The sequence below is a fragment of the Bradyrhizobium sp. USDA 241 genome, from assembly GCF_049739505.1.
In the GTDB taxonomy this organism is placed as follows: Bacteria; Pseudomonadota; Alphaproteobacteria; order Rhizobiales; family Xanthobacteraceae; genus Bradyrhizobium; species Bradyrhizobium liaoningense.
In genome coordinates this window covers 2,211,916-2,235,310 of the sequence record NZ_JBMGPZ010000005.1, presented here as the reverse complement: position 1 = coordinate 2,235,310, position 23,395 = coordinate 2,211,916, and the positions used below count along the sequence as shown (strand labels likewise).

The 23,395-nt window shown below is 65.5% G+C and carries 23 protein-coding genes and 1 pseudogene; 16 read left to right on the top strand and 8 right to left on the bottom strand.

Going from position 1 to position 23,395, the window contains the following annotated elements:
• The first annotated feature begins 83 nt into the window (after positions 1-83).
• Positions 84-974 carry a LysR family transcriptional regulator gene (locus tag ABIF91_RS32535; RefSeq protein WP_028180842.1) on the top strand — a complete coding sequence of 297 codons (891 nt, stop codon included), beginning with the start codon at positions 84-86 and terminating at the stop codon, positions 972-974.
• A gap of 184 nt (positions 975-1,158) precedes the next feature.
• Positions 1,159-2,094, top strand: a complete 936-nt coding sequence (locus tag ABIF91_RS32530; protein ID WP_028180843.1) for a cyclase family protein — start codon at positions 1,159-1,161, stop codon at positions 2,092-2,094.
• A 111-nt stretch (positions 2,095-2,205) separates the two neighbouring features.
• On the opposite strand, the gene ABIF91_RS32525 is transcribed toward ABIF91_RS32530, so the two are convergent.
• On the bottom strand, positions 2,206-4,452 hold the full coding sequence (locus tag ABIF91_RS32525; protein ID WP_050994904.1) for a DNA/RNA non-specific endonuclease: 2,247 nt from the start codon (positions 4,450-4,452) through the stop codon (positions 2,206-2,208).
• A 271-nt stretch (positions 4,453-4,723) separates the two neighbouring features.
• Entirely contained in the window at positions 4,724-4,951 is a 228-nt protein-coding gene (locus tag ABIF91_RS32520; RefSeq protein WP_028180844.1) for a hypothetical protein, read from the bottom strand.
• A 45-nt stretch (positions 4,952-4,996) separates the two neighbouring features.
• Here ABIF91_RS32520 and ruvX point away from each other — a divergent pair, with 45 nt between their 5' ends.
• Entirely contained in the window at positions 4,997-5,488 is a 492-nt protein-coding gene (ruvX, locus tag ABIF91_RS32515) for a Holliday junction resolvase RuvX (protein WP_028180845.1), read from the top strand.
• Between the two features lie 3 nt (positions 5,489-5,491).
• Positions 5,492-6,412, top strand: a complete 921-nt coding sequence (locus tag ABIF91_RS32510) for an AEC family transporter (protein WP_028180846.1) — start codon at positions 5,492-5,494, stop codon at positions 6,410-6,412.
• Between the two features lie 182 nt (positions 6,413-6,594).
• On the opposite strand, the gene ABIF91_RS32505 is transcribed toward ABIF91_RS32510, so the two are convergent.
• The 3 genes from ABIF91_RS32505 to ABIF91_RS32495 all read right to left on the bottom strand — a co-directional run bounded on the left by ABIF91_RS32505 (position 6,595) and on the right by ABIF91_RS32495 (position 9,860).
• Positions 6,595-7,359, bottom strand: a complete 765-nt coding sequence (locus ABIF91_RS32505) for a CPBP family intramembrane glutamic endopeptidase (RefSeq protein ID WP_028181356.1) — start codon at positions 7,357-7,359, stop codon at positions 6,595-6,597.
• A gap of 117 nt (positions 7,360-7,476) precedes the next feature.
• On the bottom strand, positions 7,477-9,120 hold the full coding sequence (locus tag ABIF91_RS32500) for an isovaleryl-CoA dehydrogenase (RefSeq protein ID WP_028181357.1): 1,644 nt from the start codon (positions 9,118-9,120) through the stop codon (positions 7,477-7,479).
• A 20-nt stretch (positions 9,121-9,140) separates the two neighbouring features.
• Positions 9,141-9,860 (bottom strand): M15 family metallopeptidase, encoded by a 720-nt coding sequence (locus ABIF91_RS32495; RefSeq protein ID WP_155252041.1) that lies wholly within the window; start codon positions 9,858-9,860, stop codon positions 9,141-9,143.
• Between the two features lie 243 nt (positions 9,861-10,103).
• On the opposite strand from ABIF91_RS32495, the gene ABIF91_RS32490 reads away from it, so the two are divergent.
• The 4 genes from ABIF91_RS32490 (at position 10,104) to ABIF91_RS32475 (ending at position 14,420) form a co-directional block, all read left to right on the top strand.
• Positions 10,104-11,051, top strand: coding sequence for an aspartate carbamoyltransferase catalytic subunit (locus tag ABIF91_RS32490; RefSeq protein ID WP_028181359.1), 948 nt, complete (start codon positions 10,104-10,106; stop codon positions 11,049-11,051).
• Between the two features lie 5 nt (positions 11,052-11,056).
• Entirely contained in the window at positions 11,057-12,358 is a 1,302-nt protein-coding gene (locus tag ABIF91_RS32485) for a dihydroorotase (RefSeq protein ID WP_028181360.1), read from the top strand.
• Positions 12,359-12,405: 47 nt separating this feature from the next.
• Positions 12,406-13,002, top strand: a complete 597-nt coding sequence (gene plsY / locus ABIF91_RS32480) for a glycerol-3-phosphate 1-O-acyltransferase PlsY (protein WP_028181361.1) — start codon at positions 12,406-12,408, stop codon at positions 13,000-13,002.
• Between the two features lie 212 nt (positions 13,003-13,214).
• Positions 13,215-14,420 (top strand): patatin-like phospholipase family protein, encoded by a 1,206-nt coding sequence (locus ABIF91_RS32475; protein WP_028181362.1) that lies wholly within the window; start codon positions 13,215-13,217, stop codon positions 14,418-14,420.
• On the opposite strand, the gene ABIF91_RS32470 is transcribed toward ABIF91_RS32475, so the two are convergent.
• On the bottom strand, positions 14,412-15,656 hold the full coding sequence (locus ABIF91_RS32470; RefSeq protein ID WP_424579603.1) for an amidase: 1,245 nt from the start codon (positions 15,654-15,656) through the stop codon (positions 14,412-14,414). The two genes, ABIF91_RS32475 and ABIF91_RS32470, sit on opposite strands and share 9 nt — an antisense overlap.
• 91 nt (positions 15,657-15,747) lie before the next feature.
• Between ABIF91_RS32470 and dprA the strand changes: the two genes are divergently transcribed.
• The 7 genes and pseudogenes from dprA to ABIF91_RS32435 all read left to right on the top strand — a co-directional run bounded on the left by dprA (position 15,748) and on the right by ABIF91_RS32435 (position 21,523).
• Positions 15,748-16,743: a DNA-processing protein DprA gene (gene dprA / locus ABIF91_RS32465; RefSeq protein WP_424579839.1), complete on the top strand. Its 996-nt coding sequence runs from the start codon at positions 15,748-15,750 to the stop codon at positions 16,741-16,743.
• Positions 16,683-17,105 carry an IS66-like element accessory protein TnpA gene (gene tnpA, locus ABIF91_RS32460; RefSeq protein WP_424578819.1) on the top strand — a complete coding sequence of 141 codons (423 nt, stop codon included), beginning with the start codon at positions 16,683-16,685 and terminating at the stop codon, positions 17,103-17,105. The genes dprA and tnpA overlap by 61 nt, the downstream gene beginning before the upstream one ends.
• On the top strand, positions 17,102-17,458 hold the full coding sequence (tnpB, locus tag ABIF91_RS32455; protein WP_018273742.1) for an IS66 family insertion sequence element accessory protein TnpB: 357 nt from the start codon (positions 17,102-17,104) through the stop codon (positions 17,456-17,458). The genes tnpA and tnpB overlap by 4 nt, the downstream gene beginning before the upstream one ends.
• Positions 17,459-17,508: 50 nt before the next feature.
• Positions 17,509-19,059 carry an IS66 family transposase gene (gene tnpC / locus ABIF91_RS32450; RefSeq protein WP_035681142.1) on the top strand — a complete coding sequence of 517 codons (1,551 nt, stop codon included), beginning with the start codon at positions 17,509-17,511 and terminating at the stop codon, positions 19,057-19,059.
• Positions 19,056-19,706 (top strand): UPF0149 family protein, encoded by a 651-nt coding sequence (locus ABIF91_RS32445; RefSeq protein ID WP_063712394.1) that lies wholly within the window; start codon positions 19,056-19,058, stop codon positions 19,704-19,706. Before tnpC ends, ABIF91_RS32445 begins: the two co-directional genes overlap by 4 nt.
• A 50-nt stretch (positions 19,707-19,756) precedes the next feature.
• Positions 19,757-20,059: pseudogene (locus ABIF91_RS32440) on the top strand (DNA-processing protein DprA); the annotation flags it as partial.
• Between the two features lie 120 nt (positions 20,060-20,179).
• Positions 20,180-21,523 carry an IS1380-like element ISBdi2 family transposase gene (locus ABIF91_RS32435; RefSeq protein ID WP_424578699.1) on the top strand — a complete coding sequence of 448 codons (1,344 nt, stop codon included), beginning with the start codon at positions 20,180-20,182 and terminating at the stop codon, positions 21,521-21,523.
• A 394-nt stretch (positions 21,524-21,917) separates the two neighbouring features.
• Here the strand turns inward: ABIF91_RS32435 and ABIF91_RS32430 are convergent, their stop codons facing one another.
• Positions 21,918-22,364, bottom strand: a complete 447-nt coding sequence (locus ABIF91_RS32430) for a winged helix-turn-helix transcriptional regulator (RefSeq protein ID WP_028182431.1) — start codon at positions 22,362-22,364, stop codon at positions 21,918-21,920.
• Between the two features lie 83 nt (positions 22,365-22,447).
• Between ABIF91_RS32430 and ABIF91_RS32425 the strand changes: the two genes are divergently transcribed.
• Positions 22,448-23,056, top strand: a complete 609-nt coding sequence (locus ABIF91_RS32425; protein ID WP_028182430.1) for an FMN-dependent NADH-azoreductase — start codon at positions 22,448-22,450, stop codon at positions 23,054-23,056.
• Between the two features lie 78 nt (positions 23,057-23,134).
• Here ABIF91_RS32425 and ABIF91_RS32420 read toward each other — a convergent pair whose 3' ends face one another.
• The gene (locus tag ABIF91_RS32420) at positions 23,135-23,302 is read right to left on the bottom strand and encodes a hypothetical protein (RefSeq protein ID WP_035719976.1); all 168 of its coding nucleotides are present in this window, start codon (positions 23,300-23,302) and stop codon (positions 23,135-23,137) included.
• Positions 23,303-23,395 lie beyond the last annotated feature (93 nt).

The following is a 23,395-nucleotide window of genomic DNA, read 5'->3' as shown; positions in this document are numbered from 1 at the left end:
CTGGACAGTGAGACTAGGCGCGACTAGCATTCTCCAGAAATGAATTGTTGTGAACGCTGCCATCTCGAAAGCGAAACGATGCCATGGAACTCAGCGATCTCCAGACCTTCGCCGCCGTCGCCCGCACGGGCGGCATCACCCGCGCCGCCGAAGAGCTCAACACGGTGCAGTCGAACGTCACCCAGCGCGTGAAGGCGCTGGAGGCGGAGATCGGCACGGCGCTGTTCGAGCGCCACAGCCGCGGCATGACGCTGACGGGTGCCGGCAAGCGCCTTCTCCCCTACGCACAAAGAATGGCGGCGCTCTCGCGCGAAGCCTTGCTTGCCGCACGTGACGATGGCGCGCCGAAAGGACCGCTCGCGATCGGATCGATGGAGACGACGGCGGCCGTGCGCCTGCCGCCGCTGCTCGCCGACTTCCACCGCCGCTTCCCCGCCGTGCGCCTTTCCTTGCGTACCGCGCCGACGGCCGACCTCGTCACCGGCGTGCTTGAAGGCTCGCTCGATGGCGCCTTCGTTGCGGGTCCCATCACGCATGCCGATCTCATCGCGACGAGCGCCTTCCGCGAGGAGCTGGTGCTGGTCAGCGCACGGCGCTGGGCCTCGATGGCCGAGCTGCGCGCAGGAACGCCGGAGTCCGGGCCGACAGCGCTGGTTTTCCGCACCGGCTGCACCTACCGCCAGCGGCTCGAACAAGTGTTCGTCGAGTTCGGCTGGCCGTCGGCCGCGCGCTTCGAGCTCGGCACGCTCGACGGCATGATCGGCTGCGTCGCCGCCGACATGGGCGTAACGTTGCTGCCGCGCGCGGTCGTCGAGCGCAGCGCGATGAACGGCAGCATCGCGATCCACGCTCTGAGCCCGGCACACGCGCGCGTCGAGACACTGTTCATCCACCGCCGCGCGGGCCATCAAACCAGCGCGCTGAGCAGTTTTGCCGACCGCCTGAAGAAGGACGACGACGTCATCGCGGCCTGACGCGACGCAGCGTTCCACTCCACGAAATTCGTCACAAATCCATCGCTTTCCACGCTGCCTTCCGCGGCAACGCAGCACATCAAAAGCTTTGAAGCCCGCGATCATTCTACGTTAGGATGACTGACTGGCCAGCGCAAAACCATAACGAAGCCAAACATCGGCAAGAACATCGGGAGGACTATCGATGCGCAATACGCTCGTGTTGTGCTGTGTCGCTGTGTTGTCGGCGATATCAGGAACTGCAAGCGCACAGGACTGGACCAAATCGAAATGGGGGCCGAACGACGAGATCGGCGCCGCCAACTACATGACGCCCGAGCTCGTGGTGAAGGCGGCATCGCTGGTGAAGACCGGCAAGACCTACGCCCTCGGCATTCCCGTCACGTCGCAGACGCCCGCCTATCCGCCGCGCACCTACAAGATCACGGTGGTGCAGCCGGGACAAGCCGGCAGCCCTGGGCTTGGTCCGAACAAGGCCACCTATAACGATGACATCCTCGACACCTGGGTCGGCATCGGCAGCCAGCTCGACGGGCTCGGCCATCTCGGCGTCGAGCACGTCTATTACAACGGCAACAAGCTCGCCGACTTCGCCGATCCCAACGGTCTGAAGAAGCTCGGCATCGAGAAGGTGCCGCCGATGGTCACCCGCGGCGTCCTGCTCGACATGGCCGCCTATTTCAAAACCGACGTGGTGAAGGAAGGCACCGCCTTCAACGTCAAGGAGATCGAGGAAGCTGCCAAGCAGCAGAACGTCGAGATCCGCCAGGGCGACGTCGTCATCTTCCACACCGGCTGGCTCAGCCTGATCGGCAAGGACGACAAGCGCTATTCGGCCGGCGAACCCGGCCTCGGCGTCGAGGGCGCAAAATATCTGACTGGCAAGGGTGTCGTCGCGGTCGGTGCCGACACCTGGGGGCTCGAGGTGCTGCCGTTCGAATCCAAGAACGTGTTCGAGGTGCACCAGATCCTGCTCGCGATGAACGGGACCTATATCCTCGAAAACATGGATACCGCCGCGCTGGCCCGCGACAAGGGCTATGAATTCCTGTTCGTGCTGGGACAGCCGCGCTGGACCGGCGGCGTGCAGGCGATGATCAACCCGATCGCGATCCGCTGACGCGCGGCCCGCATCGCAAGCGCTCCGGGTGAGGGCCGTCAGTGTCTCGACAGAGCACACCGCTCCCCTCACCCGAAAGCCGCGTCGGTCCCCACTCCAAGAACCTGGGTCCTAGATTCGGATGTCCTCATAGGATTCGATCCGCCGCGGGCCGACCGAGGTCGCCTCGTGCGAATCCGCGTCGGCGAGATTGCCGAAGTCGAGCTTGGTCAGTTTCGTCAGGTCCGCGATCGAGACCTGGAAGACGCTGACATCCTCCTCGGACATCCGCTCGAGCAGATCCGCCTCCTGGATTCGGTCGATCTCCATCACCTGTTTTCGCTGGCTCATCAGGAATGCCGCCGCCTTGAGAGCGTCGTCATCGTCGTTGCGGCGGATCAGTATCTTCCAGAAATACTTCGGAATTTGAACGCCGCCGAAGCTCGGATCCTTGTGCGGCCGGCCGGCCGGATTGGGCAGATCGGATTCCTGGGCATCCGGCCCATCGAACACCGGGCCGTTCATGACGATGCCCTTCTCCTCACCTTCGAGCAGGACATCGCGCGTATAGTCTTCCAATCCCGCCCAGAGCTGCTTGCCCTGGTTGAACGAGAAGAACTGCGGCGAGCAGTTGGTGAAATGGAAGGAATCGTCGCCATGCTGCTTGGCCGCGGCGACGGTGTCGCCCCAGGTCGCATCGAGGCGGCGCACCAGATGACCGCGGTCGAACGGATTCTTGCTGCGATCCGCCTCGAAAGTGGCCTGCTTGCGGTAGAACTCGTCGCCGATCTGGGCATCCTCGTCGATGCGCGGATCGCGCAGCCAGGAATCACCTTCACGCCTCCCGACGTCCTGCTGCTTGCCGCCGTCGATATTGACGCAGCTGAAGAAGGCGAGCCCGCGCTCCTTGTTCATGACGACGCTGTAGTTGAAATATTTCAGCTCGAACTGCCTGGAGCGGCCCTTGAGCATCGCGATCCTGGACTTGAGCGCGGCCGGAATCTTCGGCAACGGGACCGAGAACTTGCCGGTACCCAGAAAATTCGCCTTGTATCCGGGACGCGATTTCAGCGTGCTCTGATCGATATGAACGGCCTCCATCGGCAGGCCGTTCCTCGCACTGATGTGAGGCAACAGGCCGGTCGGCGGAGCAATCAATGGCGTGCCGCCGTTGCGCGTGCCGCCGTCCGTGCCGCCGTTCGGCGTCCAGCCATTGCCATGACCTCCCGCCGGGCTCGGTAGCGGCGCCGCTGGAGCGAGAGGAATCTCCTTCCTGAACATCGGAAGCGGAACGCGGATCGGGACCACCAGAGACGTGCCGTCGACGGATTGCTCGACCCAGACATTGGCACCATAAGGAGTTGCGTCAACCGGTGGCCGCAAGGCTCGCTCGATTTCGTGCCGGCTTGGCGGGTCCATCTCGTCCAGCACCGGCCTGACCAGAGGGTGAGAGCCGACGGCCACCTTGAGATCGGCGACGATCGCGCTGATCCGGATGCCTTCGTTGGCGATCCAGTCGATCAGGGATTCGTCCATCGACGGCTTCCACACCTTGCCGTCCTTGGTCAGGGTGCGACCCTGCGCATTCTTCCGGGGAACGCCGCTGTGGTGCAGCGCGACCACCTGCCAGAAGCGGTTGAACGCCGGCGAGCCCGACGATCCGGCCGTCGTGTCGGTATTGTACCAGAGGAAGTCGCCGACATATTTGAGCAGCTTGTTCTCGCGGACGCAGACCTGCTTCATCTGCCCGCTGGGATGCTGCACGATGGTGAGATACTCCCCCGGATCCGCCTTGCCGGGCGCGCCACTGAGCGGCAGCCATCCCCAATCCTCGAGTTCCTCGTGGCCCGACAGCGAAGTCGGCGCCACCGCAACGACCGAGAAATCCAGCCGGTCATTGGTGTAGAAGAATCTGCCCGGTTCGAAGCCGAACCGCACCGGCACACGCTCCTGTCCCGAAACGTCCAATTCGTAGTTGAAATCGGCGATCGAATGGGCTGCGTCGGTCGGCCGGCCGAAGACATGATGGTTCGTCAGCAGCAGGCCGGGCCCGATCAGAAAGCCGGAGCCATAGCCGAGCAGATTCGACTTGAGATCCTTGAGCTGAATACGGCAGACCGAGCGCGCGGCGGCGGTCCCCTTGGCGAGATAATTGATGCTGTCGAGATCATTGCCCTGGATGATCCGCTCCAGGCCGATCTCGACCGCTTGCATGTCGTGCGTCTCGGCCAGAAGCTGACGCTGGCGCTGGCGCATCTTTTCGACGGTCATCTCGATCGGGCCGTCACCCAATTTTCGGTTCAAGGCATCGGGTGAGAACTCGGCCTGCTTGAATCGCCTTTCTGAGCCCGCGATCAGGCTTGGCTTGATGAGCATCATGACCTCTCAAAATATAGGGCGAGTATTTGACGTGGTCGGCGCCTGAAAATCTGCGCCAAGGCTGCAGCGCGGATCGGACTGCCGGTCGCTGCCGATCGTTCTAAAAATCGGGGCATGCGCCCCACACTACCTTAGACCTATATTTCTATCGCTCAGCAACCAGAGCGTCAATCGACATGCGCTGCCGAGGACGCGACATCATGCCATGGCCTGCAACGTCGCCCGTGTGAGATTCGCCACAAATGATCGTTGCATTTGTGCGTGGCCATTCTCACACGCTTCTTGCTGTCGTCTTCAGGTGCCACCGCCGCAGCGCCACGACGGACCAGATCGCCTCGACCAGTCCGAACGGCCAGGCGCCCTGGAGAAAACCGTAGACCGAGCCGAGCGCGCAGGATGCGGCGAACAGCAGCACGAACCAGTGGCTGCGATCCTCCAGCGCGTAGGTGACCAGCATCGCCGTGACGGCGAACAGGCCGAATAATGTCAGCACGTCCATGTTCCGGGTTCACTCCGCTGCATGACGCGTGATATGCGCTACGCCATGCCGGCTCTTATCCTGCCCCTCGTCGATGCTGCAACCCACTGGCCCCAACGCGGCGCGCTGGTCGGGCTCGATCTCGGCACCAAGACCATCGGCGTTGCCGTGTCCGACCCCGATCGTCGGCTGGCGACCGGCGTCGAGACCATCGCCCGCAAGGCGTTCAAGCAGGACGCCGCCCGGCTGCTCGCGATCGCGGCCGAGCGCAAGGTGGTCGGCTTCGTGCTCGGCCTGCCCATCAACATGGACGGCAGCGAGGGCCCGCGCGCGCAATCCACCCGCGCCTTCGCCCGCAATCTCGCCGGACTGACTCAGCTGCCCATCGGCCTCTGGGACGAGCGCCTCTCGACTGCGGCGGTCGAGCGCGAGCTGATCGGCATGGACGTCAGCCGCGCCAAGCGCGCCGAGGTGATCGACGAGCATGCCGCGATCTTCATCCTGCAGGGCGCGCTCGACCGTCTGGCAAATCTGCGCGCGGCGCCGGGGACGGACTGATCCATGCCGGTCGTGGTCGCGGCGCTGCTGCCGGTCTTCATCCTCATCGTGCTCGGCGTCGTGCTGAGGCACAGCCTGATGCGTCTCGACACGCAATGGCACGGGCTGGAGCAGCTGACCTATTTCGTGCTGTTTCCGATGCTGCTGATCCAGACCCTGGTCAAGGCCGACCTCTCCAGGGTGCCGGTCGCCGGCGTCGGCGGCGCGCTGCTGCTGTCGGCGCTCGCGATGTCGCTGCTCTGTCTCGCGCTGCGGCCGGCGCTGTCGCGGCTCGGCATCGATGGCCCCGCCTTCACCTCGATCTTCCAGGGCGCAACGCGCTGGCAGACCTTCGTTGCGCTGTCGATCGCCGCCAACATGTTCGGCGATCTCGGGCTGGCGCTCGCCTCCGTGGCCATGGTCGCGATCATCCCGCTGGTCAACGTGTTCAGCGTCGCCGTGCTTGCGCACTACGCCGCACAGGAGAAGCGATCCCCGCGCGCCATCGCCATGACCGTGATCCGCAATCCCCTGATCTGGGCCTGCGCGATCGGCCTTGCCGTCAATCTGATGCACCTGCCGCTGCCAAAAATCTGGCACGAGGTGGCGGACGCGCTGAGCCGATCCTCGCTCGCCATCGGCCTGCTCGTCACCGGCGCGGGCCTGCATCTGAAGGGGCTGTTGCGCCCCAGCCTGGGCGCAGCCATCGGCGTCGGCCTGAAGCTGGTGCTGATGCCTGCGCTCGCGCTGGGGCTCGCGGCCTGGTTCGGCATCACCGGCAACAGCCTCGCAATCGTCGCGATCTGCGCGGCCGTGCCGACCTCGCCCAGCGCCTATGTGCTGGCGCGCCAGATGGGCGGCGACGCGCCGTTGCTGGCGCAGATCATCACGCTGCAAACGATCCTGGCGGCAATCACGATGCCGATCGCGATCGCGCTAGCCTAAGATTCTGGATTGCTTCGCGGAGCCTGTCATCGGGCCGCGCGTCGCGCGGACCCGTTGGCTCGCGATGACGAAGTATGAGACCGAAAGCGCGATGCGACTAGGATGAATCGTCATCGCCCTTTAGGTTGTAGTTTAAGCATGATCTTTTCGGAAAACCGCTGCGCACTTTTCCGGATCATGCTTCAGCTCCCCACCCACATCGTCAGCACCACCGCGGTCAAATTGTTCAGCGCGTGGAGCACGATGGTGAGCCAGAGCGAGCCGGAGCGATAGCGCATGTAGCCGAACCACAGGCCGATGGCGAGGACTTCGGTAAGGAAGTACAGGTCGTATTGCAGGTGCACGACCGTCCAGATCAGCGACGACAGCAGGATCGCGCCGGGCACGCGCAGGAAGCTCGCCGACCAGCCGCGATAGAGGAAGCCTCGCGCCAGAATCTCTTCCGACATGGGCGCGGCCACGCTGAAGGCGAACAGGAGCAACAGGGCAGCGCCCTTGTCGCGTCCCGATTTCAACAGATCGGTCATGAAGCCCGGCGTCGCCTCGCGCCCCAGCGCGCGCGACATCGTCTCCCACACCAGCACGATCAGGATGAGGCCGACGGCGCCGAACAGCAGCTGCTTCCAGGACGGCCAATGCAGCGCGAGATAATCGACGAAGGACGCCTTCTTGATGCGAATGGCGAGCCAAACCGCGGCCAGCGTCGCCGGCAGGCCCATGATGACCGACAGCGCAAGCGTCTGGGGCTCGCGGCCGATGAGCTGGAGCGAAGGGAGGTCCATCGGAAGACCGCGCTCCACCGCCAGCAGAACGACGGCGCCGATCTGTCCGACGAACATCGCGGCGAAGATGAAGAGGCCCCACAGCGCCGTGCCCCAGAACTTCCAGACGCGTGGCGTCGCCGGCGTCTCGGTCAGCGGCGGATGATCGGGATTGAGGGAGTCCATTAGGAGGCTTTCGTTAGAAATTCACCGTCATTCCGGGGCGATGCGCAGCATCGAACCCGGAATCTCGAGATTCCGGGTCCGGTCCTTCGGACCGCCCCGGAATGACGGGATCAACAATCACGGCAGCGCCCTCGCCAGCAGTTCATGCACATCGGGGCCGCCCAACTCCACCGCGCCATACATGCTGGCGTGATTGGCCGCGAGACGCGTGCTCGCGAACAATTCGGCATTGTGCGGCGACACGCCGTTGAGCGCCGCGGCGGCGGCAAGCAGCGCCAGCTTCTCGACGGCAAGGCGCGCGACGCGCTCGCCGTCGGCGCGACGGAAGGTCTGGCCGATGAAGGTGGCCGCCTCACCAGCCCCCGGCAGGCCCTTGGTCTCAGCCGCCAGCGCCTGCAGCACCGCCATCGCCGCCTCCGGCTCGCGCGAGAGCGCGCGGAGCACGTCGAGGCACATGACGTTGCCCGAGCCTTCCCAGATCGCGTTGACCGGCGACTCGCGATAGTGGCGCGCAAGGATGCCGTCCTCGACATAGCCGTTGCCACCGAGGCACTCCATCGCCTCGTAGAGGAAAGGCGGCGCGCTCTTGCAGGTCCAGTATTTGATCGCGGGCGTCAGCAGTCGCATATAGGCCGCTTCCGCCGCATCGTGCGGCGTGCGGTCGAAGGCGCGGCAGAGCCGCATCACCAGGGCCGTGCTGGCCTCGACATGCAGCGCCATGTCCGACAGCACGGCCTGCATCAGGGGCTGATCGGCAAGATGCTTCTGGAACACGCTGCGGTGCCGCGCGTGATGCAGCGCATGTGCGAGCCCCGAGCGCATCAGGCCGACGGAGGCGATCGCGCAATCCTGCCGCGTCAGCTGCACCATCTGGATGATGGTGCGGATGCCCTTGCCCTCCTCGCCGACCGCTTGCGCATAAGCGCCGACGAACTCGACCTCGGACGAGGCGTTGGAGCGATTGCCGAGCTTGTCCTTCAGCCGCTGGAACTGGATGGCGTTGACCGAGCCGTCCGGCGCGAAGCGCGGCATGAAGAAGCAGGTCAGCCCGCCATCTGCCTGCGCCAGCACCAGGAACGCATCGCACATCGGCGCCGACATGAACCATTTGTGACCGGTGATGCGATAGCCGTCCCCGTCGCGCACGGCCCGCGTCATGTTGGCGCGCACGTCGGTGCCGCCCTGCTTCTCGGTCATGCCCATGCCGAGCGTCATGCCGCGCTTCTGCCACCACGGCGCAAAGGTGGGATCGTAGCTCCTCGTCGACAGCACCGGCATCACGCGCGCCAGCAAGTCAGGCTGCATCGCCAGCGCGCCGACGGAGGCGCGCGTCATCGTGATCGGACAGAGGTGGCCGGTCTCGACTTGCGCGGCGATGTAGAATTTGGCGGCACGAATGACCTCGGCGGCATCGCCAGCGGGTCTTCCATCTGCCGTCCAGGTCGAATTGTGCACGCCCGCATGCGCACTGTGCGCCATCAGCTCGTGATAGGCCGGATGAAACTCGACCTGGTCGCGGCGATTGCCCTTGGCGTCGAAGGTGCGCAGCTTCGGCGTGTTCTCGTTCGCGAGGCGCCCGCGATCGGCCATCGCGGCCGAGCCCCATTGCTTGCCGAACTCCGACAGCTCCCGCTCCGCCTTGGCCCCGCCATTGGCCTTGACCGCTTCGACCAGCGGCAGGTCCACCGCGAACAGGTCGACGTCCTCGAACGGCGGCGACTGGTTGAAGACCTCGTGGGTCGCAAAGCTCGGCTGGGTCATCAGGTTTTCTCGGCGCGTGATCAGTTCCGGCGCGGCTGGATCGGGAAATCATAGGCCGCCCCGCCCGCCCCCGGCAGGGAAAAATGCCACCACTCCTTCGAATAGTTCACAAAGCCTTGCCTGGCCATCGCAGCGACCAGCCGCTTGCGCCAGGTGCGTTGCTCCGGATTGATCGACGTTACAGCGGTATGCCCCTTCGCGTCGGTACAGTCGTAGCCTGTGCCCATGTCGACGCTGCCCTCCGGCGCGCGCATCGCGACCGGTGCCGTGCAGTCGGCATAGGTCTTCGACGGGTCGTAGCTGCCCGAATTGTCGGCCTTGAGATCGACCAGCGTGAGATCGAGCGCTGCGCCCGTGGAATGCTGCGAGCGGCTCGCAATGTAGCCGAGGCGGAACAGCTCGGTCTTCGGAATGTTCGGGTTGTAGCGCCGCTCGGCCGCGGTCTCATGACCGTTCTGCGACCATTTCACCATGTCGAGCGAGGCCCGCGCCGGCCGGTAGCAGTCGAACATTTTCAGCGACAGGTTCTGCGCGGCCAGTTCCTGCTGGACCGCCTTCAGCCGCAGCCCCACCTCGCGCTTCACCACGCATTCGCCGGCGCCGTAGCCGGCGAGCGGACGGCCGACGAAATTGTTCGATGTGGCGTAGCGGATGTCCTGGATGATGCTGGGATCTATGTCGCGCAGGTACACGAAGCCGCCGGGGAGAGATTGGGCGTGGGAAGGCGAAACGATAGCCATCACGACAGTCGCAATCAGAAGTGATCTCACGCTATGGCCTCCGACCGTCATGGCCGGGCTTGTCCCGGCCATCCACGTTCTTTTGCGTCAAATGCGATAGAAGAACGTGGATGCCCGGGACAAGCCCGGGCATGACGGAGAGGATGACGTCGCGCCGCCCGCATCGACAGATCAGGGGATAACTCCCATCCTCGCCTTTGCCCCTTGCTCCCCCCGCCATCCGCCCCTATAGCTCTGCTTTTAATGACATCGAAATCGACCTTCGTCCTCGGCCACCGGCATTTGCTGGGCATCGAGGGCCTTTCCGCGGCCGACATCAGCGGCCTCCTCGACCTGTCCGAAGAATATGTCGAGGTCAACCGCCAGGTTGACAAGAAGCGCACCGTCCTGCGTGGACGGACGCAGGTGAACCTCTTCTTCGAGGCGTCCACCCGGACCCAGTCCTCGTTCGAACTCGCGGGCAAGCGGCTCGGCGCCGACGTCATGAACATGTCGGTATCATCCTCCTCGATCCGCAAGGGCGAGACCCTGATCGACACCGCCGTGACGCTGAACGCGATGCACCCGGACATCCTGGTGGTGCGCCACCACGCCTCCGGCGCGGTGGAACTGCTGGCGCGCAAGGTTGACGGTTCCGTGATCAATGCCGGCGACGGCGCGCACGAGCATCCGACGCAAGCGCTGCTCGACGCGCTCACCATCCGCCGCAACAAGGGCCGGATCGAAGGCCTCGTGGTCGCGATCTGCGGCGACGTGCTGCATTCGCGCGTCGCCCGCTCCAACATCATCCTGCTCAACACCATGGGCGCCCGCGTCCGCGTCGTCGGCCCCTCCACGCTGCTGCCAACCGGCATCGAGCGGATGGGCGTCGAGGTCATGCGCGACATGCGCGAGGGCCTGGAAGGCGCCGACATCGTCATGATGCTGCGGCTGCAGCGCGAGCGCATGAACGGCTCCTTCGTGCCCTCATCATCGGAATATTTCCATTATTTCGGGCTCGACCAGAAGAAGCTCGCCTACGCCAAGCCGGATGCTCTCGTGATGCATCCGGGTCCAATGAACCGCGGCGTGGAGATCGACTCGATCGTGGCCGACGGCGCCCAGTCCCTGATCCGCGAACAGGTGGAAATGGGCGTCGCCGTGCGCATGGCCGTGCTGGAAGCGCTCGCCCGCAACCTGCCCAACGCGTGATGCCGATGCTGACCGATCGCCGCCCCATCCTGCTCGCCAATGCCCGCGTCGTCGATCCCTCCCGGGATTTCGACGGCATCGGCGACGTTCTCATTGCGGACGGCACCATCCGCGAGACGCGCCGCGGCATCGGCGCGGCCGGCGTCCCCGAGGGCACCGACATCGTCAACTGCTCCGGCAAGATCGTGGCGCCGGGCCTGATCGACATGCGCGCCTTCGTCGGCGAGCCCGGCCTCAGCCATCGCGAGACCTTTGCCTCCGCGAGCCAGGCCGCCGCGACGGGCGGCATCACCACCATCATCTGCCAGCCGGCCACCTCTCCCGTCATCGACAATTCGGCAACCGTCGACTTCGTCATGCGCCGCGCCCGCGACACCGCGATCGTCAACATCCAGCCGATGGCGGCGCTGACCAAGGGCATGCACGGCGAGGAGATGACCGAGTTCGGCCTCCTGAAGGCGGCCGGCGCGGTTGCCTTCAGCGACGGCGACAAGAGCGTGACCAACGCCCTGGTCATGCGCCGCGCGCTGACCTACGCCCGCGACTTCGACGCGCTGATCGTGCACCACACCGAGGACCCTGATCTCGTCGGCGAAGGCGTGATGAACGAGGGCGAGTTCGCGACCCGGCTCGGCCTGATGGGCATCCCCAATGCCGCCGAAGCCGTGATGCTGGAGCGCGACCTGCGCCTCGTCGCGCTCACCGGCGGGCGCTACCACGCGGCCTCGCTCACCTGCATCGACTCCCTCGACATCCTCCAGCGCGCCCGCGACGCCGGGCTCGCCGTCAGCGCCTCGGTCTCGATCAACCATCTGGCGCTGAACGAGAACGACATCGGCCCCTATCGATCCTTCCTGAAGCTGTCGCCGCCGCTGCGGACCGAGGACGACCGCCGCGCGCTGGTGGCGGCGATCGCCTCCGGCCTCCTCGACGTCATCATGTCCGACCACAATCCGCAGGACGTCGAGGTCAAGCGCCTGCCCTTCGCCGAAGCCGCGCCCGGCGCCGTCGGGCTCGAGACCATGCTGCCGGCCGGTCTGCGGCTGGTGCATAATGGCGAACTGGAGCTGAAGACGCTGATCCGGGCGATGTCGACCCGTCCGGCCGAGCTGCTCGGGCTGCCCGGCGGAACCCTGCGCGCCGGCAGCCCCGCCGACGTCATCGTGATCGATCCCGATACGCCCTGGGTGGTCGATCCCGCCGACCTCAAATCACCCTGCAAGAACACCCCGTTCGACGAGGCCCGCTTTACAGGCCGCGTGGTGCGCACCATTGTCGGCGGCCGGACGGTCTACGAGCATGTCTGACATACGCGATCGTTCGACACGCGAATCCTGCCTTTGGAGCTGCCGTCATGGGGCTTGAAGCTTTTTTGCCGGTGGCCTTCGTCATCGGCTATCTCCTCGGCTCGATTCCGTTCGGGCTGGTCCTGACCAAGCTCGCGGGTACGCAGGATATCCGCTCGATCGGCTCCGGCAGCATCGGCGCCACCAATGTGCTGCGCACGGGACGCAAGAGCCTTGCCGCGGGCACCCTGCTGTTCGACGCGCTCAAGGGCACCGTGGCCGTCGTGATCGCCGGTTACATCGCGGGCCCCAATGCCGCCATGGTGGCCGGGCTCGGCGCCTTCCTCGGCCACCTCTTCCCGGTCTGGCTCAAGTTCAAGGGCGGCAAGGGCGTCGCCGTCTATATCGGCGTCCTGCTTGGCCTGTTCTGGCCGGGCGCCATCGTGTTCTGCGTGCTGTGGCTGGCGACCGCCTTCACCACCCGCTATTCCTCGCTCTCCGCGCTGGTGGCGGCGTTCATTACGCCGATGTTCCTGTGGTGGTTCGGCCACCTCGCATTGTCGGCGCTGACGGCGGTGCTGACGCTGCTCTTGTTCTACGCGCATCGCGAGAACATCAGGCGCCTGCAAACCGGCAAGGAAAGCCGGATCGGCGAAAAGGCCTGAAGCGTTTTCGAGCGAAGTGGATGCCGGTTCGCGTCAAGAAAACGCGTCAAACAAGAATCTGAAGCCGGAAAAAGTCCGGATATCGCCGTACACCTTCCGCATTATACGCCAAATCCTGTTCGCAACTTCCGCACCGCTCGGTGCAGACAGTAGCGAACGGGTTCCATGCCTGTCATCCTGACACAGGAAACGGTGTTACGCGGTTGCTCAGAATGAGCCAGATGATTGTCGGCGCGCATAACGGGGGCGGTTCACTGGGTGCTTCCGGCAGCGCGGCAAGCCGGCTGCTCTCGGCGACCAATATCTGGTCCGATGCGCCGCCGCCCGCCCCCGCGCCCGTTTCGGCGCAAATGCCGCAGCCTGAGCCCGCCGCGCAAGTAGACGCTCCGCGCGACGTCGTGGTCACCAGGGCTGCACCGGTCGCGCTCCCGCAGGCGCGTTCCGGCCAATGGCCGCCGCGAAGACTCTCGCTGGCGCTCCAGGGCGGCGGCACCTTTGCCGCCTTCACCTGGGGCGTGCTGGAGCGGCTGCTGGAAGAGCCTGACATCGCGATCGACACCGTCAGCGGTGCCAGCGCCGGCGCCATCAATGCGCTGCTGCTCGCCTGCGGCCTTGCCGAAGGCGGCCGTGAAGGCGCCCGCAGCCGGCTAAACCGGTTCTGGGTCCGGCTGATGCACGAGGCCTCGTTCCGCTCGCTGATGCTGGTCGGCGGCTTTTCGCCGGCGGGAAGCTCGGTCGCGTTCGGCCCGACGCTGCGCTCCGGGCAGTTCGATCCGTTCGATCTCGATCCGCTGCGGCAGGCGCTGTCGCGCGACATCAACTTTTCGATCTTGCGCGACGCAGTATGTCCGAAGCTGCTGATCGCGGCGACGCGGATCCGCGACGGGCAGCAGCAGATCTTCGCCAACGACGCCATCACCGCGGACGTCGCGCTGGCCTCGACCTGTCCGCCGCTGGTTCACTGCGCCGTCGAGATCGACGGCGAGGCCTATTGGGACGGTGGCTTCGGCGGCAATCCGCCGCTGCTGCGGCTGGCACAGCAAACGACGACGTCCGACGTCCTGCTCGTCCAGGTCACGCCGACGCGCGACGGATATGTGCCGATCACGCTCGCCGCAATCGACCGCAGGCTCGACCAGATCGCGGCCAACGCCGCCCTCAATGCCGAGATCGCGGCGATCGAATGGGCGCAGTCGTGCGCCACAGCGTCGCTGCGCCTCACCAGGATCGCGGCAGAAGACTCCGTTGACGGCCTGGCGCAGCGCTCATCGACCGATCTCGGCCGCGGCTTCATTCGCCTGCTGCACCGGAGCGGTCGCGAGGCCGCCGAGCGCTGGCTCGGGCAAGATGCACGGGCCGGCGCAGCGCCCTCTGCGCCCGTTCAGGCCTTAGCTCCTTCCGAACCTGCGCTAGCCTGATTTCGCCAGCGCGTCCTCCAGAAACCAGGCCGTCGCAAGCGCGAGCGGATCGTTGCCGAAGCGGGCGATCACCTGCACGCCGATCAGCAGGCCGCCGAACTTCAGGACAGGCACGTTGACGCAAGGATTGCCCATCAGCGTCCAGAGCCGGTTGTAGCGGGGATCGCCAGTGCTCGCGAGCTCCTTGGCCGGCGCCGCGCCCGGCGCCGAATAGGTCAAGAGCACGTCGACACCCTCGAACAGCTCGCCGAGCTCGCGGCGGCCGCGACGGCTGATCCGGCGCGCCTCGTCATATTCCTTCGGCGTCAGCCCGACCGTCGCATCGAGACTGGCGCGCAGCATCGGCGCGATCTCGTCATGACGTTCCGAAAACTCCCAGGCCAGCGCGCGATGTGCCTCGAAATCCTGGATGATGGGATGGATGCGCCAGGCTTCCTGCACCGCCTCGGGCAGATCGATGGCCTTTACGCTGGCACCGGCGCGCTCGGCCGCCTTGATCGCGGCCAGCAGCCCCTCTTCGGCCGCCGGCTCAACCGCGCCGGCAAACTCCTGCCTGACGACGCCGATGCGGGGCGACTTCGCCGGGGCGATGCCCGAAAATTCGGTGCGGCCCGTCATCGCCAACAATCCGCGCCCGAGATCCTCAGCGCGCGCACCGAACAGGCCGACGGTGTCGAGCGCCCACGAGTAGCACTTCACACCGACCGTCGGCAGCATCCGGAACGACGGCTTGATGGCGGCAGTCCCGCAATAGGCGGCAGGCCGGATCACCGAGCCGCCGGTCTGGGTGCCCAGCGCCAGCGGGATCATGCCGGCGCCGACGGCCGCCGCCGAGCCCGCGGAGGAGCCGCCCGGCGAATGACCCGTATTGTGCGGATTGAGTGTCGGCGTCGGATCGCGCGAGGCGAACGCGGTCGTGGTGGTCTTGCCGATGATGGTCGCCCCTGCCCGCTTCAGCATCATCACCACAGGCGCGTCAGCGCGCGGCTGCCAGCCGCGATAGATCTCCGAACCCATCTCGGTCGGCATATTAGCAGTATCGATGATGTCCTTGATGCCGACTGCGATGCCGCGCAGCGGCCCGGAGCCTTGCGCCTTCGCCGACTTGTCGTGGCGGACGAAGGCGTGGACGTCCTTCTCCCTGGCCTCGATCGCCGCATGCGATTGCGCGATGGCGGCGTCAGGCGAAATCTCCCCCGCTTCGATGCGGCGCTGGAGGTCGGCAAGTGAGATCATGGCAAAATCCTTCTTATTGGGATCGCTTTTAGCATCGCAGCAAGGTCGCGCAAGCGCAGGTGACTGTTGCGCGACGCCCTCAGGTTGTTCCATGCTGCCCCTGCAAGGAGACACCGTGGACGCCATCAATCCGAGCGTGGAGCTGACCGAGCCTGAGCGGATCGACCGCCTGCGGCTGATCCGCTCCGACAATGTCGGGCCGCGCACCTTCCGGTCGCTGGTCGATCATTTCGGCACCGCGCGGCTAGCGCTGGAGCGGCTGCCCGATCTCGCCCGCCGCGGCGGCGCGGCACGCTCGGGGCGTATCTGCAGCGCGGATGAGGCGAAGGCCGAGCTTGCCGCGAGCCGCAAGTTCGGCATCGCCTGGCTGGCGCCCGGCGAGGACGGCTATCCGGCGCGGCTGGCGATGATCGACGACGCACCGCCGCTGCTCGCCGTACGCGGCGACACGAAAACCTTGACGCGGCCGATGATCGCCATCGTCGGCTCGCGCAACGCCTCCGGCGCCGGCTTGAAATTCGCCGGCCAGCTCGCGCGCGAGCTCGGCGACGCCGGCTTTGTCGTCATCTCGGGCCTCGCCCGCGGCGTCGATCAGGCTGCGTATCGCGCAAGCATCGAGAACGGCACGATCGCGGTGCTGGCCGGCGGGCATGATTGCATCTATCCACCCGAGCATGGCGATCTGCTCGCCGCGATCCTCGGTCACGCGGGCGCTGCGATCTCCGAGATGCCGCTCGGCCACGAGCCGCGCGCCCGCGACTTCCCCCGCCGCAACCGCCTGATCTCCGGCGCCTCGCTCGGCGTAGTCGTGGTGGAAGCTGCGCACCGCTCGGGCTCGCTGATCACCGCGCGCATGGCGGCCGAACAGGGCCGCGAGGTATTCGCGGTGCCCGGCTCGCCGCTCGATCCGCGCGCGGCCGGCGCCAACGATTTGATCGATAGCGGTACGACGACCCCACCTCGTTTAGGTGGACGGGATGAGCGAGACTCGCGCGTGGATTTGACAACGCGAGGGACGCTCGTTCCATGCATCAAGACAGACATCAAGACGGGCATGATGCCGCCTCCTATCAGCGGATCGAGGTGATCACAGGGGAGAGGCGACGGCGCAGTTGGAGCGATGCGGAGAAGGCGCGGATCGTGGCCGAGAGTGCCGATCCGGAGACGAGCATTTCCGAGGTGGCTCGACGCAACGGGGTGAACCGGGGACTGCTCAGTGTGTGGCGGCGCCAGGCGCGGCTCGCGTCGAGCGAAGCGCCGCAGTTCGTGCAAGTCAGGCTCCAGGCCGCCGTCGAGGCGCAGCCGAACGCGATCGATAAGGCGCATGTTCTGACGGATCCGGCCGAGCGGATCGAGGTGATGATCGCGGGCGCGACGGTGCGCGTGCCCGTCGGCGTCGACGCCGCGACGCTGGAGCGCGTGCTGGCGGCGGTGAGATCGACGCGATGATCTCTTTCGGTCCAATGGTCCGTGTGTTCGTCGCGACGCAGCCGATTGACTTTCGTAAAGGCGTTCATGGCCTTGTCGCGCTGGTAGCGGAGGGATTAGGCGGCAAGCCCTACAGCGGTGACGTTTATGTCTTCCGATCGAAGCGATCGGATCGTTTGAAGCTACTGGTTTTTGACGGCTCGGGAATGGTTCTAGCGACGAAGTGGCTGGAGAATGGGGGCTTTGCCTGGCCACCTGTTCGCGAGGGTACGATGCCGGTGACGGGGGCGCAACTGGCGATGCTGATTGAAGGTCTTGCGGAGTGGTCGCGTGTGGTCCCGAAGGTGACGAAGCGGCCGACGAAGGTTGCCTGAAGCGTCTTGTTTTGCTGGCGATTGCGAGTGCGTTCGTGTAGCTCTGCGATATGGCGCTTCGCCCCGAAGATCTCCCCTCTGACCCTGCGGCTCTTGCCGAGATGGTGCTGGCTTTCGAAGGCGAGAACGATGATCTGCGCGCAGAGATCGCCACGTTGAAGAGCCTGATCTTCGGCGCACGATCGGAGCGCGCGGCGATCGTCTGCGCCGAACAGATCGCGTTTGATCTGGAACGGACCGCCGGCTCACAGCTCCCGGCCAATGACGACAAACCGGACGCGCCGCGGCCGGAGCGGCGCAAAGCGAAGCGCAACATCGGCGCGCTGCCGGCGCATCTGCCTCGGGTCGAGCGGGTGATCGAGCCGGCGTCCACGCTGTGCCCGTGCTGCACGGGTCAGATGCATCGGATCGGCGAGGAGAGCAGCGAAGCGCTCGATCGGGTTCCCGCGTGGCTGCGCGTGCTCCGCACGATCCGTCCAAAATACGCCTGCCGCTCCTGTGAGGGCCCGATTGTCCAGGCCCCGGCACCGGCGCGGCTCGTCGAGGGCGGCATGGCAACGACGGCGCTGATCGCGCATATCGCCGCGGCCAAATATGCCTGGCAATCGACGCTCTATCGCCAGACGCAGATCCTGGCGGGTCAGGGTGTCGTCGTCGACCGTCAGACGCTGGCGCGCTGGATGGGGAGCGCGGCGTGGCTGGTCAGGGGCCTCTACGATCTGCAACTGAAGACTATGCACGGCTTCGAGCGGCTGTTCTGCGACGAGACGCCGATGCCAGTGCTCGATCCGGGACGCGGCCGCACGAGGATCTGCCAGTTCTGGGCGCACGCGACGGACGATCGGGCGTGGAAGGGGCCGGCGCCGCCGGCGGTCGCCTACGTGTTCGCAGGTGGTCGCGGCAAAAAGGAGATCGTGGCGCAGTTAGCCGGCTTCGAAGGCGTGCTGCAAGTCGACGGCTATGCCGCCTACGCCTCGCTGGCGGGCGATGCGATGATGTCGGGCCAGATCCAGCTGGCGTATTGTCTCGTTCACGCGCGCCGCAACTTCGTGAGGGTGCACAAGACGACGAACTCACCCTTCGCCGCGGAGGTCATCGAGCGCATTGCGGCCGTCTACGCGATCGAGGAGAGGATCCGCGGTCTCGATGCTGGGGAACGCCGCGCGACGCGACAGGCCGAGACGAAGCCGCTGATGGAGGCGTTGAGGGCCCGTCTGATCGCGGTGAAGGACGGGATCTCCCGCCGCTCGACGCTCATCAAGGCGATCGACTACATGCTCGAACGCTGGCAGGGCCTGACGACGTTCCTGGATGACGGGCGGCTCGAGCCGGACACCAACACGGTCGAACGATCGATCAGGCCAATTGCGATCGGAAAAAAGAACTCGTTGTTCAGTGGTGACGAAGGCGGGGGCGAGACCTGGGCGATACTCGCTTCGCTTCTTAACACAGCGAAATTGAATGGCCTCGACCCCGAGGCGTATCTCGTCGACGTTCTCGATCGCATGGTGAGCGGCGCCACGAAGACCAACCAGCTTCACGAACTTCTGGCCTGGAACTGGAAGGCCGCACGCGAAGCCGAAAAGCGGGCCGTGGCATGACGAAGCCGAAGCAAGGGCGGGGAACGCGAAAAGCACGCAAGACGACGATGGCGGACTATGCCATGTCGTTCGAACGGCTCGGGCAATGGATCAGCAAGCGCGCCAGGTCGCCGACGCTTCGGCATCCGCGGGCGACGTCGCTCTCCATGCTCGATGGCGCGGTGGCCGCGGTCGTCGCCGGGCCGGTCTCGATGGCGTCCGAGGAATGGGTGTGCCCGCTCCTCGGCGTAGATCCCGACGCCTTCAATCACGACACCGAGGAGTTCTCGGCAATCGCCGCCACGCTGATGCGCCACAACGCTATCAGCGAGACGCTGTCGACGAGACCGGAGAGCTTCGAGCCGCTGTTCGTGCGATCACCGGACGGCGAAGTCGACCCGCAGCCCTGGTGCATGGGCTTCTACGCCGTCATGAAGCTTCGGCTTCTCGTCTGGTCGCGGCTTCTCCCCCCGAATGGAACCGAACACCTTATGCTGCGGCCGATCTTGGTCCATTGCATCGACGACGCCGGTCGACCCTTGCTACCCCCGGCCCGGCGCACGCTGGGAACGCAGCCCATCATCCAAAACGCCTGGCGCAACATTCCAGCAACCGTCGAGGCCCTCCGGCAGTTCTGGATGCCTATACGCTTCAAGCGCGGTGCGTAGGCCGTCCGCACCAAGTCCGTGGCTCCGTGGGCCTCTCGTACCGTTTACATTTGATCAAGCAGGGCGCGACGCTCGTCACTGAGGCCGCCGACATCGTCAACGCGGTTCAACCGATCATGGAGCGGCCGCTGATGCACCCCGCAGGCGAGCCCGACAGCGAGCCGTTCGAGAGCGATCCGCAGGGGCATGACCGCGATCAGATCACCAACCTGCTCGGCCCAGCCCCAATCTCGATCGATGATCTCGTGCGGATGTCCGGCGCCTCGCCTGCGATCGTGCGCACGGTGCTATTGGAGCTCGAACTCGCCGGGCGCCTCGAACGCCACGGCGGCGGCTTGGTGTCGCTGCTTTAGCCCGTCTTATTCGTAAGAGTGCGCCTGAGGGCTGGCGAGCGTGGTGTAAAGCGCTGATGCGGCGTAGGATTCGGTTGCGAAGCCACCCCATCACCTTCAACCGCGAACGCCACGCCCGCCATGACCGACGATACGATTCCGCCCTTCTCGTTTCCAGCCGTTCACGCCAAGAAAGTCACAGCTGCCTTCGATGGCGGTCGCCTGACCTCGAACGGGGGCGTGATGCTTCTGGCGATGGCCGAGCGGCGTCTCGGCTTGGCCGACAATCTGGCCCGGGTGTTCCCGGATCGGCGCGATCCGACGCGGGTCGTGCACAGCCTTGTCGATATGTTCCGCGCGCGCATGTTCGCGATCTGCTGCGGCTACGAGGACGCCGACGACCTCGATCATCTGCGGTCCGATCCCGCATTCAAGCTGGCCTGCGGACGGCTGCCGGACACGGGCCGCGATCTGTGTTCCCAACCGACGCTGTCGCGGCTGGAGAATGCTCCGCGCCTGCGCGACGTGATCCGACTGACCTACATTTTGGTCGACGCATGGATGGATAGCTACCCGCGCGAGCCGGCATCCGTCACGCTCGACATCGATGATACCTGCGATGTCGTCCACGGCCATCAGCAGCTCTCGCTGTTCAACGCTCATTATGACGAACGTTGCTTCCTGCCGATCCACGTCTACGACACGGAGAAGAGCCGTCCCGTGGCGGTCGTGCTGAGGCCCGGCAAGACGCCGGGCGGCGTCGAGGTGCGTGCCCTTCTGCGCCGCCTGGTACGGCATATCCGCACGCGGTGGCACAACACGCGAATTACGTTCCGTGGCGACGGGCACTATGCCCGGCCGGAGGCCATGGCGTGGTGCGAGACCAACGGCATCGACTACATCTTCGGTCTGTCCGGCACCAAGCCTCTCGCCAGAAAAGTCGACGAGGTCGCCGACGACATCCGCACCCGACGCGCCATCGAGAACCTGCCGGTTCTGCGTGGCTATACCGAGACGCGCCACAAGGCAAAGTCCTGGGATCGCGAACGGCGCACCGTCGCCCGTATTGAGGCGACGATGCTCGGCCTCGACATCCGTTTCGTCGTCACCAGCCTCGATGTCGGCTCGGCCGAGTGGATCTACGACAGCCTGTATTGCGCGCGCGGCCAAGCCGAGAATCTGATCAAGCTGCATAAGACGCAGCTCGCCTCCGACCGCACCAGCTGCCGTTCGGCGCTCGCCAACCAGGTCCGTCTCGTGCTCCATACGGCCGCTTATTGGCTGATGCTGACCGTGCGCGACGCCATTCCCAAAGTCCGGGAATTGGCCGCTGCCGAGTTCGCGACGCTGCGTCTTCGGCTCTTGAAAATCGCCGCCCGTGTCGTCGAGACCACGAGCCGCATTCGCCTTGCGTTTGCCGCGGCATGTCCCGAAGCCGACCTGATCTGCGGCTTGCCCGGCGCGCTGCTGCCGCTCGGTCCTTGACCGGCGGGGCGTCCGCCCCCGTTCGCCCAACCCATCCCTCAAGCGCGTTGCAAAGTACCGGTCGTCAGGCGGCGAAAAGCCGAAGGCAATCCTGTGCGCCTCGTCAGACAAGATGTGCGGCCGCATCAATCGGGCCCAAAAGCCGCACTCTCACGAATAGGACGGGTTAGAGAGCTGGCTCGCCCTCTTACCCTCCCCTGGAGGGGGAGGGTCGGCTCGCATTGAGCGTAGCGAAATGTGAGACGGGGTGGGGTGACGGTCTCTCGTCATCGAACGCTGCCCGAGTGGAGAGATCACCCCACCCCGCTCGCGCTTCGCGCGATCGACCCTCCCCCTCCAGAGGAGGGTGAAGTCGAGCCCGCAACACGAGCGCGCTTACGCCTTGGTCTCCGCTTCAGCCGTCGTTGCGCGCGTCGAACCGGGTGCGCGCGGCGGCGATCTGCTCCTGATGTTCGATCGCCCACTCCCCGAGCGCCTTTACCGGCTGCTGAAGACCGCGGCCGAGGTCAGTCAGCTCATAGTCCACCCGCGGCGGAATGGTCGGGAAGATCGTGCGCGTGACGAGGCCGTCGCGCTCGAGGCCGCGCAGCGTCAAGGTCAGCATCCGCTGCGAGATGCCGTTGATCATTCGCTTCAGCTCGTTGAAGCGCTTCGGCCCGTCGCTGAGCATCATGATGACGAACACGCTCCATTTGTCGCCGACGCGGGACAGGATGGAGGCGACCCCACGGCAGTCCGCATGGTTGGGATCCGGCAATGGATCAGGCCTCATGTCCGGCCTTGGATTTGGCCTCGGCGGAGCAGGCAAATCGGTGTTCTCAGGTTTCAATGATGTGCCCATGGCTCAAAAAAGTGCGTTCTTGCGGGGATCTTGACAGTCACTCATGTAGCGCTGGTTACAAACCTATACCAGGGTGACCTCAAATGAAACTGCTCCACATCGACTCCAGCGTCCTCGGCCCCCACTCCGTCAGCCGGCAGGTCTCCGCCGCCATCGTCGACCGGCTCCGGCAGACAACGCCCGGTCTGGACGTAACCTATCGCGACCTGACCCAGACCCCGCTTGCCCATCTCTCCGGCTCGCATCTGGCGGCCGCGCAAGGCGCCCCCGCGCCGGCAGAGCTCGCGCCCGACCTTGCCGCAAGCGCGGCCGTGCTGGAGGAGTTCCTGAGCGCCGACGTCGTGGTCATCGGTGCACCCATGTACAACTTCACAATTCCGAGCCAGCTCAAGGCCTGGATCGACCGCATCCTGGTGGTTGGGAAGACCTTTAAATATAGCGCGGCCGGGCCGGAGGGACTGGCCGGCAGCAAGCGGGTGATCGTCGCGATCTCGCGCGGCGGCTATTACGGCGCGGGCTCGCCCGCCGCGGCGCTGGAGCACCTCGAAAGCTATCTGCGCGGCGTGTTCGGCTTCATCGGCATCCACAATGCCGAATTCATCATCGCCGACGGCATCCAGGTCGGACCGGATCACCGCGAGAAAGCGCTCGCGGGCGCGCTTCAAGCGGCCACCAGCCTGCAGGCGGCCTGACGCCGCGCCGAGATCGGCCGCCGCCGAAATGCGCGGCGGCTGACGGCTGCACGATCTGCAAAGCTGGAACCAGACGCTCTAAATGCCGAGGATCACGGCAACGAGCGAGACGAACAGGCCGATCCCGCAAAACAACGCGATGGCGACGAACTCGGACGTGTCGGAGCGCCTGGCCGGAAGGGCGGATCTTTCGGTGAAGATGCGCGGCGATGACAGCGACGAGAAAAAGCGGGCTGCTTTCGGCATGCTAGTACCCACTTTTCTTGGAACGTGAGTCGTGATTCAAGGTCGGGATGATACCCGAAGCAAGAGAAGTCCACCTTTCGAGGAAAGATCGCA